The organism is Endozoicomonas sp. ALB115 (genome assembly GCF_049310245.1).
GTDB lineage: Bacteria > Pseudomonadota > Gammaproteobacteria > Pseudomonadales > Endozoicomonadaceae > Endozoicomonas.
The window spans coordinates 12,563-27,694 of sequence record NZ_JBLYZG010000048.1 but is presented as its reverse complement, the minus strand read 5'-3'; the positions used below and the strand labels follow the sequence as shown (position 1 = coordinate 27,694).

The window sequence follows — 15,132 nt, the reverse complement described above, 5'->3', positions numbered from 1 at the left end:
CAGAATTGGGTAATTGCTTTTGGGTTGATAAAGAACCTGTATAATCCCGAAACACTCGGCCTGACTAATAAACCGGAGTAACAATGACCCTGGCAATCTTTGATCTGGACAATACTCTCATTGCTGGCGACAGTGATGCCCTGTGGGGAGAGTTTATGGCCGCTAATGGCCTGGTGGATAGTGAAAGCTTCAGGGAAGGTAACCATCGTTTTTATAAACAGTATCAACAGGGGGTTATGGACATCCGGGAGTATCTGGATTTTTGCCTTGAACCATTAACACAATACTCCCTGGAAGCGCTTGCAACCTGGCATGGTCAGTTTATGGCACAGGTTATCAGCCCCATCCTGTTGGATAAAGCACTGGCCAGGATAGAACACCACCGCCAGCGTGGTGATTATATTATGATCATCACCGCCACCAATCGCTTTGTGACCAAACCCATTGCTGACCAGTTCAAGGTAGATGCCCTGCTGGCCATTGACCTGGAGATCAGCGACAACCGCTATACTGGCAACGTTACCGGAATCCCCACCTATCAGCAGGGGAAAGTACTCCGCCTGCAGGAATGGCTCAACCAGCACCCGGAGCACTCAATGGCAGGCAGCTACTTCTACAGCGACTCTCAAAATGACCTGCCGCTGCTGAAGAAGGTCGACAACCCTGTCGCTGTCGACCCCGATCCGGAACTCAAAAGCTTTGCAGAAGCCCATGGCTGGCCAGTTATCAGTTTCCGTTAGTGGCTCTATGAACCTTAAAGGCCATTTATTGAACAGTTAACCGGCCAAAAATCGCTTTAATATAGTCCGTTTCCGGAATGCATGGGTGCACAGGATGATCCGGTCCCTGGTGCCCCTGATCCAGAATCTGCAGGTTACGGTCAATATGACGACTGCCAGCCCGTAGCAAATCAATCATATTATCCCGGTGCAAATGCATTGAGCAGGAGGCTGCCACCAGATAACCATCCCTCTCCAGTAAACGCATAGCCAGCTCATTGATGCGACGATAGGCCTGTTCACCAGCTTTCATATCTTTGCGCTTTTTAATAAAGGCGGGCGGATCAACAATAACCAGGTCAAACCGTTCCTGGCTGTCTTTCAACGCCTTCAATGCTTCAAAGGCATCACCTTGCAGAGTGTCCACCTTATGCTGAACCTCATTGAGTTCCGCATTGGCATGAACATTTTCCAATGCCAGGGCAGACGCATCGACGCAGGTCACTTTATCCGCCCCGAAAGCCGCCGCCTGAATGCCCCAGCCACCCACATAACTGAAAACATCCAGAACCCGTTTACCTTTAACATAATGCCGCAGGCGGTCCCGATTGAGCCGGTGATCATAAAACCACCCGGTTTTCTGGCCTTCCATCACCGGAGCCTGAAAGCTTACGCCATTCTCTTCCAGCACCACCACTTCCGGAACCGCTCCGGAAGCGACCTCAATATATTGCGGCAGGTCTTCCAGCTTGCGGGCATTGCCACGGTTCTTGAACAAAATACCTTTAGATTTCAGAACCTGGTTTAACGCTTCCACAACGTCATCCCGAACCTGCTCCATACCCGCCGTGGATATCTGCGCCACCAGTACCTCATCAAACCGGTCAACCACCAGCCCGGGCAATCCGTCACTATCACCATAAACTAACCGGTAATAGGGCTTTTCAAACAATCGCTCGCGCAGACTGAGAGCAACGTTAATTTTATCAATCAAAAGCGCCTTATCCAGTGGCCGGTCAGCTTCCCGACTGACCAGGCGGGCACAGATCAGGCTATTGGGGTTCACATAAGCCGTACCCAGCGTCTTGCCAAAGGAGTTTTCAACCAGTACGCACTCACCCACAGCAAAGCTGCTCAGTGGTGTGGTCTGCGTATCCACTTCATTACTGTATATCCACAGGTGCCCGAGTTTCAGGCGGCGGTCAGCCTTATTCTTCAGGCGTAATCGTTTTAATATCATGAGCAAACCCCAGCATGAACGCTGTGATGGTAAAACTGAAGCTGGCTTCCAGTGCCGTCAAATGGAAACTATACGCCAGCATTGGCAACAGAGGCTGGCTGATATAAAGATTGGCAAACACCATAAAGGAGCCAAGGCAGAGTGTAAACGTTGTACGCCAGAAGCCTGTTGTCTGTGGACGGATCATAACATCTGTTCCAAAGCAGTCCGTGTCCTGGTTAGAGCGGTTGCCCTCGCCATTTTTTATCACTTTTTAATGTCAGGTTAATCTGGTAAAAAATTAACAGGGCTGAACGCCCGGGTAATGATTGTAATGGATTAAGGGTTACAGTGAATGGAACAATCACTTTATTATCTGATTTATGTCAGTTCTGCCAGTCAACTGATGAACAATGACAGCCTGCTCGCTCTGCTGAACGAAAGCAGAGACAATAACCTGAGCCTGGATATTACCGGAATGCTGTTGTACAAAGGCGGTAATTTCCTGCAGATGCTGGAAGGAACAAAACAGCATGTGCTGCAGGTATATCAGGGAATCTGCAAAGATAGCCGCCACCACAATATCATCAAAATCATATCTGCGCCTGCGGCCTGCCGCAGCTTTCAGGACTGGTCCATGGGTTTTTGCAATATGGAAAAAGAGACCTCGTTACAGGATTTTCCAACCTACATTCATGAAAACCTGAATCTGCGGCAGTTCACTCATGAAACCCATCATGCCCGCAGTTTCATCCAGTCGTTTAACGCGCTTAACTACTGAGAATGTCCTGATTACTCGCGCTTACACGGTACTGATCATCATGACACTGGCAAATATACGGATACCAACGCCATTAATGGAATTTTAGTCTCTACAGAACCTTCACAGGAGCTGTAGAGATGTCTCATAACCATTCCCATAACAACGAAGAACCATTGAACACCCTGCTCCAATCATTGATGGACAGCGCCGATAACCGCTCAGCGATGGACCTTCTCGAGTCAGCCCACAAAGGATTTACCCGGGGTGCCAATGACTACGTTGAAGGGGCAACAGGAAAAATATCCCCAGCCGATATTAAAAACCATCTTCGGATTTATCCCCTGGCACAAATGCTGATCAGCATTGTCAAATACCATAAGCTGAACAAGAACACGGATATTATCCGCCAAACAGTTATGGCCTTGCTGGATAGCCTTGATGACAGCCTGCCTTCAGAGTTTGATGAGGCTCAGACACTGGAGTCAACGCTGCACTGAAAACGTTCCGCAATAAGCCAATAAATAAGGGACCTGAGTAATGATTGATCAAAGCGAACTGCAGGAAAAAGGTTACATCATCGTTCCTGACCTGGTGCCCGGGCAGTTACTCCAGCCCGTTATCAAAGCCATTACTGACTTTCTGGAGGTTGATCTGGATGATCCCACAACCTGGTACCGGAAAAACCTGGGCAGTAATGGTATTGTGCCCATTCATCATCATCAGGCATTCTGGGATATCCGCCAGTATGAGCCTGTCTACCGATTGTATGCTGACCTTTTAAAGACAGACGATCTCTGGGTAAGATTGGATCGAGCCTCCTTCAAACCACCCTGGCGTCCGGAGCACCCGGATAAGAAAGACGACAGTCAGATCCACCTGGACAGCCATCCGGAAAAAGTGTTCCTGCCAAGATACCAGGGGATTCTCTACCTGACGGATACGGCGGAAAATCAGGGGGCATTCCGTTGTGTTCCCAGCCTTTACACCGGGAAACAAACGACACTGGATCGCAACTCTCTACTCTTTACCGATGAAGAGCTGAAAGGCCATGATATTGTCCATCTGGCGGGCAAGGCCGGAACCTTCATTCTCTGGGACTCACGCCTGCCCCATGCCAGCAGCCTGAACCACCATTCAAAGCCACGCCTTACCCAATATATCTCCATGTTCCCGGCGGGTACCGAAGATAATCGGGAAGAGCGTATTCAGCTATGGCGTGATAAAAGAGCGCCTGAGCGCTGGCGTAACTTTCCGTATCAACAGGACCCGGAACCCGGGGAGCCCGCTAAACTGACGCCCGTTGGAGAGCAGCTTCTGGGTCTAGGAGGCTGACCGAGAATAGCGCCCGTAGCGAGGATGGCAGAAAATTTCCGACTTTTTGCCCTCAATTTGCTGCCACCGCAGTAGGGCAGTCTATTCTCGGTCAGCCTCCTAGGATCAACATAGTCTTGACTGATGCATCAAGAGCCTGTCTTAGCCTCTGCAATAAGACGAATGGTCGTTTCTGTCAGCAAACTGACCGAACGCCAGAACTGGCTTTTTTCTGTTTGCGATTCAGGCTCACTCTTTTGCAGTTGCAGCAAACTCTCTTGCAGTGCTTTCGGGCATAGCGCAGGACGGCAGGGGGCCTCTGGCCCCGGGTAGTTCTCTCGGTAAAAACGGGGCCAGTCAAACAGTATGCCGGGGTCAGCTTTGCCACGAAAGCCGGCAATATGCTCATGACCAAGCACCCTCTCAGGGTCGCGCAAATCAGGGTAGTGTTCTTTGAACCTGGCCATCACCTGCTGCAACGACCGGTACTGTGCTTCGGTAAACGGGAATACATTACCGTTATAATTCACCAGCTCGATGCCAATAGAGCAGTCATTGAACCCCTGAACGCCTTCCCACTCACTAACCCCGGCATGCCAACCGCGATAGACATGGCCATCCAGACAGTCAACCAGTTCATAAATCTCACCATCCGTATCGATCACCAGATGTGAAGACGCACAGGACTCAGGGTTCATAAAAATGTCCAGCGTATCTTTCAGGTCTACCGCTGTATAATGAATTACCAGATAATCCACAGGAATTAACCAGTCATCCCTGTTCGCAGTTTTTACCCTGTTCACATTCAGAGTCATAAGCTCGCAGCCAGCCAGATATCGATCAACTTATCATTGTCTGATTATCCAGAGACTGCAAGCGGTCACGATGTAACGATAAAGAAATTTTTGGAGGATAAACCATGGCCAAAGGGCTACTAAAGCATCAGGAGCGACAGAGTGCCCTGAGTATGCTGGGAAAGGACCTGGCACGGCGGGCAAAATCGAAATGTGAACTGTGTGAAGCGTCCGGCGTTCCACTGTCGATCTATGAGGTAGAGCCTGTACCCGGTGAGCCAGATTACGACCACTGTCTGATGCTCTGTGAAACCTGTAAAACGCAACTGGAGCAGCCAAAACGTCTGGAACCCAACCACTGGCGATGCCTGACTAAAAGTATCTGGAGCCAGATACCCGCCGTTCAGGTGGTTTCTCTTCGACTGCTAAGAAAATTATCGGAAAGACAGGACTGGGCTATCGAAGCGCTGGAGCATGCTTACCTTGAGCCTGACATTGAGCAGTGGGCAGACGCCGCAAAAATCTGAAAAGGGGGCAAAAAAAGAGCCATTTATTAAATGGCTCAGCGTTCTTTAATCTTTTCGCTTTAACATCACCAAAGCTATCTGGCTATCAAGCGCTTTTAGCTTTCCTTCGGCTTCTCTGAAGTGTCTATGAATGTCATTGACCTTTTGATCAGCAATTTGTAGCGCGGCTTCTGTATTCTGATCCGGCATCGTAACCACCACAGGAATCGTAACATTGTCTTCACTATCGCCCATGGAGTCCGTATAGTGAAGCAGCCCGTTTTTACGATCTCTTAGCCAGGCTAAAAAGTGGCTTTCAGCAATCGTAACCATGGCATCGGCTCCATAAGTGACTTTTTTGTCACCTTGTAACGTGGGCAGGCTAACATCCTTTTGCCAGTCTAATTTACACCTTTTGTGTTTACCCTCATTAGGTATGACCATGAATATGACTTCCGGACAATCATCTTTTCCCTCCGGTAAAAGTGCTTTTAAAGCACCGTTACTGTATTTACCTTTCAAGCCATCAATAAAGATATCGATCAAATCTTGAAAGTTATCCGCTCTCTTTGTTTTCGTTGTTACTACATTTCCTGAATGTGGAGTGTTTTGTGAATATCCAGTCAGCACTTCTGCAACTTTGATTCTTTCTCCGTTTTCAACTTTTTCTGACTCTCTGGAACGAACGAAAGGAGTCTCAAGCAGACAGTGTTTATCCATTCCAAGGATGATTTTCTCGGACAGATTCCCGTCCTTATCAAAGTACTCAAAATTCTTGCGGATTACACCCTTATGTGCATGATGGTGCTCCTTCGTCAGCTTTAAACTCAGGATGTCATTTTCATTATGATAATATTCAATAGTCTGTCCGATAGTATTCCTGTTGTACTCGTGAGGTTTGGTTTCCCTTTTTTTGAGTTTTAAATTTCCAGGAACTTCTTCCTCCTTTATGGCAGTATTAAAATTTGGTGCTTTTCTGGTAGTTTTTTCTAATTCTTTACGATCATGAGACATCTCAATCAAGGTGACTTTTTGTTTGAGTGACATGGGTACACGCTCTAATTGCGATATACTTTGTAACGGCTCGGCTTCAGTATTCAAATACCCATAGATTTCACTGAGCATCCTGTTAATAAGCTCATTGTGTTCCAGTTGTTCTCCAAAGGGTACAAATTTCAAATCCTTAAGATCAGCTTTAGTTATCTGTTGACCTGCAACCAGAGGAGTGCCTTTGAGAACCATACAACCTGTAGATGAATCAGGAAGAGAGATAACCGTAGCGTATAATGAACCATGTTTTGGAACTGCTGATATTGCTAATAAAATTGCCGCTTTTTTATTGTCATTTATTAATTTTGTGCCATTGATAAATTCCGATTCAACCACAAGCCTTACAAACTCCCCTTTATTATTGAAAGCAAAATCGATAGCTTCACTCTTCAATTCGGTTGCTCTCAGGCTAAAGTGTACTCTGATCTTATCAAGTTCATTATTTGGAATATATTTATCAGTATTGCCACCAGTATTGAATTTCTTCAGTAGGCTAACTAACCTTTCCAGGGATCTGGCATCATTATATTTCCTTGAATGTTGAAGTGTTTCACTTCTATGATTGGCATCACTAATCAAGGTATCCAGCACGCCATCATGTGAAAGACACATAAAGAAGGATGCAAGGCTACAGTTATTGTTTCTTGCTTGAATGCCTGCTTGTCTTACCGTTGCTTCACCTGGATGAGTGTTACGTCCGTCGGCATGAGAGACTGCTTGTTGTGGTAATGGTGGCCTCTCAAGACATTTTGCCAGAACAATACAAAGTGAATCTCTACCACCATGAATGGCTGCCTTAACCTCCGTGGTAGTCAGTTCTATAGTACCAATATTGCGCCATATCTTTTCCTCGGTAGCGGCATCCATAGGAATTGACTTTTTAAATTGTTTCATTATTTTCGGGATTTGCGCCTCAGTGATTCTGGTATTCTCGGATTGATCAGGCAGCGCTGACGTATCAATCTTTTGATTATTTAAATCAAATACCAGAGAGGGAGTCGGGTCATTCATGCCCAGGGCGACCCAAGGCTCCGCTGCCTGTCTTTGCGGATGGTCCGGCCAATGGGTAGCTTGAGTTTCGGCGCGGATAAGATATCCAGTACCACCATGCCCATCTGGTTTAGTGTCTACGAAATGCCATGAACTATCTGGACTAGATCCTGAGCTGTGACCAGATGAAGGAAGACCTACCTCTTCATTCATTGCCTCCCAAAGAGCCTCACTTAAGTCGTAACCGCCTTCATCTTTCTCAGAGCACCTGGAGTCAGGGGCAATGGTGTGACGACCTCCAACAGCTTCTATGACTTGATCTCTGGTTGCACGCCCCAAATGTTTAGAGTCAGCTTCCGGTGAGCTCTGAGTAAACCGCTGAACAGGGCTGTGTCGAACTTCTTTCAGGGCAGCATCTGAACCTGCCGTGGTTACCGGTGCTGTAGACCAGTTGCCCACTCTCGGTATTGGATGCTTTCGCCTTGCTCCACCGGGATCTGGGGCTTTCGGCAAATTCAGGCCTTTTGCCAAAGCGGAAGTGGCAGCAACATTCGCTTCAGGCCTGATTGGCCGGAAGTGAGAGCTCGGTGGAATAAGCGGGGTTTCCTGCTTTTTCTGTGCCGATGGGTGCAAACGGAAAGCGGAGGAGCCTGAAGCATTAGCCGTTAGCGGAGTCGATGCATGAGCCCCTGGTAAATCAGTCTGGATAAACGGGGGCGTAACGTTCTTATGTTGTGAACTGACCTTTGGAGACAGTTCTTCAGGCTGTCTGGCATGCTTTATCGAATTGGCAGCCGCCCGGCCAATCCTGATGTCAAACAAGAGAGATTTGGTCAGATCCTCACCACTCAGACCCAGGAAAGCATCATCAGATGGATCTGCAACCGGTGTCAGTGGCCGATCTTGCTTATTTTTAGTCGGTGGAATGGGCACACATTGCCGAGCTTGTGGTTTAAACCGATCTGACCGGGCATCCTGTATTTCTCTTTGAGTTCCCATACCCGGTGATTGCCTGGATCGGGTAAGTACCGGGCGTTTAATTTTTACTTTCGGTGGTGGAGGAGCGTTTGTTGCCTCTGATTGTCCCGGTCTATTGGCAGCGGTTTGAGCTCGCAGGTCGTACCTGGGTGAGTATTTTTGCCAATTCCCCTCAACTGTTGACTCAGACTTCTTTGCTCTTGAACCCGTTTCAGAATTGGTCGTCCCGGCAACTGGCATAGTCAGGTATGCTGTGGCCACCTCTTCGAGGGCCCGTTTGTGTTCGATATCTAATTTCGTATCAGGTTTCAACGCCTTTAAATGCTGCATGACTGTGACTGAGTTTTGCAGTGTCGACACAGCCTTAAGAACATCCTGTTCAATTACATCATTCATAAATTGGAGTCTTGGGTAAATTTCTTTATGGAAGATTTCACAACATACCCTGGCAATATCACTCAAAGACTTTGCAGAGGAGTCAGTGGCAGAACTTCGGTTGTGGGGTGGAGATAACTGGGTAACTGCAGCCAGTTGGCTTATTGAATAAGCAGAGGTTTTTGGTGCAAGTCGAGGTCCTGAAATATCGCCGATTACAGAACCGGGCCCCGTGCTGCCTGAAACTCCGTAAGGCCGCGCCAGCCTTGTTGAACAGGGACGACCTGCGAATTGCCGCGAGGGAGCAGGTTGTTCTGTGCCATCATTTTTAGCGTGATGTTTATATCTTTCATGAGTACCCGTTTCATGCCTGCGCCTTGCAGATTCAGAGGGGCCAACACCAGGAGAAGAACTTGTTGTTCCATAACCTTTATTCCCAACCTTATTATCCATTTTTTACTCCTTAAATACTCTGGAAAGATTTTTTAACCGTATGGGGTTTTAATCAGCTTATGGATTTCCTGTATTCCACAAGGATTCATTGTTTCGCTTACTTCAAGCAACAGTCATTGCATTCGTTAAGAAATCATATCTTAAGCCTGATTAGGTTCGAATGATTTTCTAATTACTTCTTTTAGATCAATATTGAGGACAATAGTTCATTAAAGAGATAAAAATACCAGGGTAGTAAATCCCCTGGTACTATTAATCTATTGATATTTAAAGACTATCTGAATATCAGGAGTCAATTGATCCACGTCTGGACAATCCATTTAAAATCACTGATTTAATAAGATGAGCCAATGAGCAGCAGGGGATTTCACCATTGCGCAGAATATAAACCAAATCAGAAGCTTGCACTCTGAGCCGGGAGAGCTTTATAGTCATTAGCATGAGACAATTATGCAAATATTACGCTTTCCTGTTATTTCTGCCCGCCAGCTTGATGGCTGAGACAGCAGAGCCTGCCAATCCGGTCAGTGAACTGGATCTGTTTCAGGTTGTCATGCCCATGCTGATGGTGGTCAGCCTGATTTTTGCGTTGGCCTGGCTGGTCAAGCGGCTTAACCCCAAACTGCCGGCCATGGGCAAAGATATCGAGTTATTATCCAGTGCGCCTCTAACGAATCAGTCACGCCTGACTCTGGTTCGGGTGAGTGGCAAAGATCTTCTTATTGGCATCACACCTAACCAAATCACGCTGCTGAAAGATTTTGATGCCCCGATCGTCGAAAGAAGTCAGATCAAAGGGCAGACGGATCTGGCAGAGCAGTTTAAAAAACTCCTGCGCTCCAAAACGGATGGTGATAAATCCTCTGAGAAAGCGGATGGTTCAGGGGGCCACGATTAACAGCCCCGTTATCCACGTGTTTTGATTTTCTGGGTTCTCCTGCCTGACTGTTGTTTTCGGTTTGTCCACACCTGCTTATACACAAATAAACTTATTCATAACTGGCAACAGGACTTATACAGGTAGCGCACAGGTTATCCACATAAACCTGTGCGCAACCTGTCAATGTCTAGTGCAGAAAAGCGTTAATACCCGTACGCTCCGTTCATCCTGAGCCTGTCGAAGGGTGGAAACTCAGGACTCTGATAGATCGTGCCAAGCACCCTTCGACTCCGCTCAGGGTGAACGGAGATTGTACACGTCAAACTCATTGAAACCATACACTGGTTAGGAACGGCCCTGAAATAACTTCAACACTTCTACAGACGCTACCCGCTACCCGAAAAGCTGAAACCGCTTGCGCTTTTACGGGCAGCGGGTGGCGACCTTTTCCCAGAGAGTAAAATGATCAAGTTATTCTGGGACAAATCCTCAGCGTTCCATCATTTGTGATATCAATATCATCATCTTCATCTCGGTCAGACAGATCTGCTGTAAGGATTGCCGGTTATCTTCACTGAGATACCCCAGGCATTCATTTTGCTCATCCCGATCGTGCCATTTTCCAGCGGCCATGTATCCCGGGTAGTAATGCAGCAGCTTCTCCTGCAGACCCTTGTGTTTTTCCTGCATGACCATCAGCATGCCGATCAGCACGGCAGGCGTGTCTCTTGATATTTCCTGGCGCAACTTGATGTAATTAAAGTAGAGCATGATGATCCGCTCAGTACTGTCCCGCAGGCATAACAGGCAGAGGTAGGATTCATCCTCAATGGGCAGCGAATCGGCAGAGACCGCCGTCGCCACTCCTTCCATACTGTCTTCCCGTGCGAACGGTCCACTGAGCCCTTTGACATCGCCATCCATTACCCACGCCATAGTAACCTCCTTCCCTGAGGTAGTGTTTTCTTCAGGTTAATCCAGATAGTGAACAGATTTCCACAGTTTCCCTGATCAACTCCCTGAATGAGCTGTGGATAAATCCTTTTATCCCTTACGGTTACTGGGCAAAACAATGCCTGTTCATTTTTTGTGCAGATGCAATTTGGCTCACACCTCCTGCAAAATATTTGCAGGAGACTGGCTGATGACCCGGCGAATCCCCAACCATCCGGCAATACCCAGAACAGCGGCACCAAACAGGGGTAATGCACACCAGATAAACCAGGCAGGTTCCCAACGCAACTGGAAAACCCGGGTATTGAGCAAATAGCTGGCAAGCTCGGTACCGCAGGCTGCCAGTAAACCCGCCAGAACACCGAACAGAACAAACTCGCCGATCTGCATGATCAAGAGCTGACGACGGGTTCCTCCCAGTGAGCGAATCAATGCGCCTTCGTGCAGGCGTTCATCAATGCTGGATTCAATCACGGACATCATCACCAGCAACCCTGCCAATAGCAGTGCCGCCAGCATTGCTTCGACAGCAATGGTTGATTGCGCCAGCATCTTCTTAACCTGGCTAATCACAGCATCCAGGTCCAGCAAGGTCATGGTGGGAAACTGAGTGACCAAACCATTGAGCAGCAGTTTATCCTCTGCATCCAGATAGAAGCTGTTCAACCAGGTAGCCGACAGATTCTGTAAAACGGCCTCAGGAAAAATCATGTAAAAATTAGGCCGGAAAGACTCCCACTGGACCGAACGAATACTGCTCACCGTTTCGGTAAACTCATTGCCTGACACCATAAACGTCAGCCGGTCACCCAGATCAATACCCAGGTTTTCAGCAATTTCTGCCTCAATGGAAAGCCCTTCATTGCTGCCGGGTTCCCACCATTCGCCCTGTTCAATCCGGTTACTTTCCGGCAACGTTTCTGACCAGGTCATGTTCAATTCACGGTTCAGGGCGTTATGGTTCTCCTGCTCTTTGGTTACTGCCTCCCTGACGGGCACATCATTAATGCGAACCAGACGACCACGGATAATCGGATAGAGCTGACTGGTATCCACATCATTAATGGTCAGAAACTCAGAGTATGCGTCAACATCAGACGGCTGGATATTCATGGCAAAGTAGTTGGGTGTCTCGTCCGGCAACTCATTCTGCCAGCGATCAAGCAGATCGGTGCGCAGTAGCAGCACCACCGCCATGGCCATAAAGGTCAGGGTAAATGCCAGAAGCTGGGCCGAGGTCTTGCCTTTACCCTGGATAATCCTGCTGACCCCGGGACGCCAGAACACCGGCAGGGCAGCAAGCCTCTGACGATTGCCCAGATGAGTAAGCAGCAATTGCACGCCCAGGGAGATCATCATCAGCACTGACCCCGAAGCCACGGCCAGAATCAGCGCCATCACCACCTCGCCGGTGTGATACCAGAGCAGCAGAAACACCGCCATTAACGAGAAACCGTATACCAGCCAGGAAGCGGCAGGCGCAGGCGACAGGTCACGTCTTAAGACCCTCAGTGGCGAAACGTCCTGCAGCCGTAACAGTGGCGCAAGCCCAAAGCCGACCAGGGTAATCACCCCGGTGAGCCCACCAATCACCATCGGCATGATGCCCGCTGCGGGCAGCCAGGCGGGCAATACCCCCCTGAGCAACTGGACAATCCCTTCCTGAAGCAACCAGCCAATCAATACGCCGGGAAGCGCCACCAGCACCGCCACAAAAGCCAGCTCCCCAAGCAACAGTCTCAGCACCTGCTGGCGACTGGCTCCCAGGCAACGCATCACCGCACAACTATCAAAACGGCGCTCTGCAAACCGCTGGCTGGCCATGGCCACCGCAACGCCAGCCAGCAGCATCGCGGCCATACTGGCCAGGCCAAGAAACTGCTTCAACCGCACCACCGAGTTGCGCAGATCACGTCGACTGTCGTCGGCCATCAGCAACTGTTCACTGGTATCCAGACGACTTTTGGACCATGCCTTGAATTGTTCCAGTGATGAAAGCTCACCTGCCATCAGCGTTTTCCAACTGACCCGGCTGCCCGGCTGGATAATGCCGGTACTTTCCAGGTCCGCCATATTGAACATCAGCCTGGGCGAAAAACTGTAAAAATCGCCTCCCCGATCGGTTTCCAGGGTGATTGCCCGGGTAATGGTCAGCCAGGTATTCCCCAGCATCACCTGATCGCCGATAGCCACGCCCAGTAAAGGAAAAAGCCTGGGCTCAAGCCAGGCTTCACCCGGATTGGGAGTGTCATTGACGATCTGGTCCGGGGCAAAGGGCTGATCGGCCGTACGAATATGTCCACGCAGTGGATAATTGTTTTCCACAGCCTTGGCAGAGACCATCTGCATTTCATCCCCGGCCATCACCACCGAGGGAAATTCAAGCACTGTGGATAACTTTAAATCCTGCTTTTTCGCTGCTTCGAGAATCTCTGGCTGCACCGGTCCCGGGCTGCGAATCAACATATCCGCACCCAGTACTTCTGCCACCTGTCGTCCAAGAGCCAGTTGCAGACGATCACTGAACAGGGCAATGGCGGTACTGATCGCCACCGCCATCAACAGGGCCGCCACCAGCAGCCAGAGTTCGCCGGAGCGCCAGTCCCTGAGCAGGAAACGCCAGGCGAGTCCGACGGTACTTTTCGGCTTGTGGATAACCTTATTGTGCTTAAGACTTGCGGAGGAACTGTTCACCGTCATACCACCGCCTCCAGACGACCGCCGTGCAATTTCAGTATTCTCTGACACCGTCTGGCAAGGTCCATATCATGGGTAACCAGGATAATGGTGGTACCGCTGGCCTGATTTACTTCAAACAGGAGTTCAATAATGCTTTCACCGGTTTTCTCATCCAGATTGCCGGTGGGTTCATCGGCAAAGAGAATATCCGGTTCCCCGGCAAATGCCCTGGCAATGGCGACCCGTTGCTGCTCACCACCGGACAGTTGTTTCGGGTAATGCTCCAGCCGGTGCTCCAGACCGACACGGGTTAACAGTTTCCTGGCCCGTTCACCGGGGTTATCCACACCCGCCAGCTCAAGGGGCAACATAACGTTTTCCAGTGCCGTTAAGTTGGCAAGCAACTGGAATGACTGAAAAACAAACCCGGTATGCTGCCCGCGCACCGTTGCCCGCTGATCTTCATCCAGATGATCAATGCGTTTTCCGGCCAGGCTGACACTGCCTGCCGTGGGCAAATCCAGCCCTGCCAGAATACCCAGCAGCGTTGACTTGCCTGAGCCGGAGGTCCCTACAATCGCAACGGATTCACCAGACTTGATCTGAAGGTCAAGTCCGGACAAGATGGTGAGTCGGTTATCACGGGCAACCACGGTCTTTTCCAGGCCTGAGGCAGTCACCGCCAGTGAATCAGATTCTATCGATGGAGTGGTTTCAGCGGCGGTCTCAGAGGTGAGAGTGTTGCGGGAACCGGAGAGCGCATCATTCATGAGAAAATCCTTATTTCGTCGTCTTTTCACCAGCTCAAAGCCTTTTATCAGCCCAAGGCTTTCTATTGGCTCAAGGCTGTTTACTCTTGTTTTAATGTCCCTTCCGGCCATCAATCTGTCAGCTTCAGAAAAAACACTATTAGTGTATGGCGACAGTCTTAGTGCTGCCTACGGTCTTACGGATATCAATCGGGGTTGGGTGCAATTACTTCAGGAAAAAATCGACAGCCATCAGTACCCCTGGAAAATTGCCAATATCAGTATCAGTGGCGAAACCACCGCCGGAGGCCTGAGCCGATTCAGGAAAACGCTGGCACAGACCGACCCGGACCTGGTGTTACTGCAGCTGGGTGCCAACGATGGTCTGCAGGGAAAGCCGCTGAAAACCATCAAATCCAACCTTGATCAGATGATCGCCCTGACCCGGGAATACAATTCTGACATTATTCTCTTTGAAATGAAGATCCCACCCAACTATGGACCGGTCTATACCCGACGTTTTACAGAAACTTTTCATGGGCTGGGTAAAAAGTGGGACGTACCAGTGATTCCCTTCTTCCTGGATGGCGTTGCAGGCAATGATTCACTCAATCAACCGGACGGAATTCACCCGACAGAAGCCGCTCAGCCAGTCCTGTTAAACAATGTATGGCCTGAGCTGCAACCCCGGTTGCAGCAGTGAATCCTCAGG

The 15,132-nt window shown here is 49.2% G+C and carries 14 protein-coding genes; 7 read left to right on the top strand and 7 right to left on the bottom strand.

The window, feature by feature from the left end; genetic code table 11:
* Positions 1–83: 83 nt before the first annotated feature.
* Positions 84–740: an HAD family hydrolase gene (locus ACO6VE_RS18165; RefSeq protein WP_209200614.1), complete on the top strand. Its 657-nt coding sequence runs from the start codon at positions 84–86 to the stop codon at positions 738–740.
* Between the two features lie 25 nt (positions 741–765).
* On the opposite strand, the gene ACO6VE_RS18160 is transcribed toward ACO6VE_RS18165, so the two are convergent.
* Positions 766–1,959: a class I SAM-dependent rRNA methyltransferase gene (locus ACO6VE_RS18160; protein ID WP_422462724.1), complete on the bottom strand. Its 1,194-nt coding sequence runs from the start codon at positions 1,957–1,959 to the stop codon at positions 766–768.
* Positions 1,928–2,146: a hypothetical protein gene (locus ACO6VE_RS18155; protein ID WP_422462722.1), complete on the bottom strand. Its 219-nt coding sequence runs from the start codon at positions 2,144–2,146 to the stop codon at positions 1,928–1,930. Before ACO6VE_RS18155 ends, ACO6VE_RS18160 begins: the two co-directional genes overlap by 32 nt.
* Before the next feature lie 147 nt (positions 2,147–2,293).
* Between ACO6VE_RS18155 and ACO6VE_RS18150 the strand changes: the two genes are divergently transcribed.
* From ACO6VE_RS18150 to ACO6VE_RS18140, 3 genes are all read left to right on the top strand, one after another.
* The gene (locus ACO6VE_RS18150) at positions 2,294–2,719 is read left to right on the top strand and encodes a BLUF domain-containing protein (protein ID WP_422449752.1); all 426 of its coding nucleotides are present in this window, start codon (positions 2,294–2,296) and stop codon (positions 2,717–2,719) included.
* A 119-nt stretch (positions 2,720–2,838) separates the two neighbouring features.
* Entirely contained in the window at positions 2,839–3,198 is a 360-nt protein-coding gene (locus ACO6VE_RS18145; RefSeq protein WP_422462720.1) for a hypothetical protein, read from the top strand.
* 40 nt (positions 3,199–3,238) lie between these two features.
* Positions 3,239–4,033: a phytanoyl-CoA dioxygenase family protein gene (locus ACO6VE_RS18140; RefSeq protein ID WP_422449754.1), complete on the top strand. Its 795-nt coding sequence runs from the start codon at positions 3,239–3,241 to the stop codon at positions 4,031–4,033.
* Between the two features lie 128 nt (positions 4,034–4,161).
* Here the strand turns inward: ACO6VE_RS18140 and ACO6VE_RS18135 are convergent, their stop codons facing one another.
* Entirely contained in the window at positions 4,162–4,827 is a 666-nt protein-coding gene (locus ACO6VE_RS18135; protein WP_422462718.1) for an N-acetylmuramoyl-L-alanine amidase, read from the bottom strand.
* A 104-nt stretch (positions 4,828–4,931) separates the two neighbouring features.
* Here ACO6VE_RS18135 and ACO6VE_RS18130 point away from each other — a divergent pair, with 104 nt between their 5' ends.
* Positions 4,932–5,333 (top strand): phnA protein, encoded by a 402-nt coding sequence (locus tag ACO6VE_RS18130; protein WP_101748037.1) that lies wholly within the window; start codon positions 4,932–4,934, stop codon positions 5,331–5,333.
* Between the two features lie 45 nt (positions 5,334–5,378).
* Here ACO6VE_RS18130 and ACO6VE_RS18125 read toward each other — a convergent pair whose 3' ends face one another.
* Positions 5,379–9,158, bottom strand: coding sequence for a hypothetical protein (locus ACO6VE_RS18125; protein WP_422462717.1), 3,780 nt, complete (start codon positions 9,156–9,158; stop codon positions 5,379–5,381).
* Positions 9,159–9,651: 493 nt separating this feature from the next.
* Between ACO6VE_RS18125 and fliO the strand changes: the two genes are divergently transcribed.
* Entirely contained in the window at positions 9,652–10,056 is a 405-nt protein-coding gene (fliO, locus tag ACO6VE_RS18120; RefSeq protein WP_422462715.1) for a flagellar biosynthetic protein FliO, read from the top strand.
* A 471-nt stretch (positions 10,057–10,527) separates the two neighbouring features.
* Here fliO and ACO6VE_RS18115 read toward each other — a convergent pair whose 3' ends face one another.
* The 3 genes from ACO6VE_RS18115 to ACO6VE_RS18105 all read right to left on the bottom strand — a co-directional run bounded on the left by ACO6VE_RS18115 (position 10,528) and on the right by ACO6VE_RS18105 (position 14,441).
* Complete coding sequence (locus ACO6VE_RS18115) at positions 10,528–10,974, bottom strand: hypothetical protein (protein ID WP_422462713.1); 447 nt, start codon at positions 10,972–10,974, stop codon at positions 10,528–10,530.
* A 171-nt stretch (positions 10,975–11,145) separates the two neighbouring features.
* Positions 11,146–13,692 carry an ABC transporter permease gene (locus tag ACO6VE_RS18110; protein ID WP_422462712.1) on the bottom strand — a complete coding sequence of 849 codons (2,547 nt, stop codon included), beginning with the start codon at positions 13,690–13,692 and terminating at the stop codon, positions 11,146–11,148.
* Positions 13,689–14,441 carry an ABC transporter ATP-binding protein gene (locus tag ACO6VE_RS18105; protein ID WP_269675975.1) on the bottom strand — a complete coding sequence of 251 codons (753 nt, stop codon included), beginning with the start codon at positions 14,439–14,441 and terminating at the stop codon, positions 13,689–13,691. The genes ACO6VE_RS18110 and ACO6VE_RS18105 overlap by 4 nt, the downstream gene beginning before the upstream one ends.
* Between ACO6VE_RS18105 and ACO6VE_RS18100 the strand changes: the two genes are divergently transcribed.
* On the top strand, positions 14,440–15,123 hold the full coding sequence (locus ACO6VE_RS18100; RefSeq protein ID WP_422462709.1) for an arylesterase: 684 nt from the start codon (positions 14,440–14,442) through the stop codon (positions 15,121–15,123). The two genes, ACO6VE_RS18105 and ACO6VE_RS18100, sit on opposite strands and share 2 nt — an antisense overlap.
* Positions 15,124–15,132 lie beyond the last annotated feature (9 nt).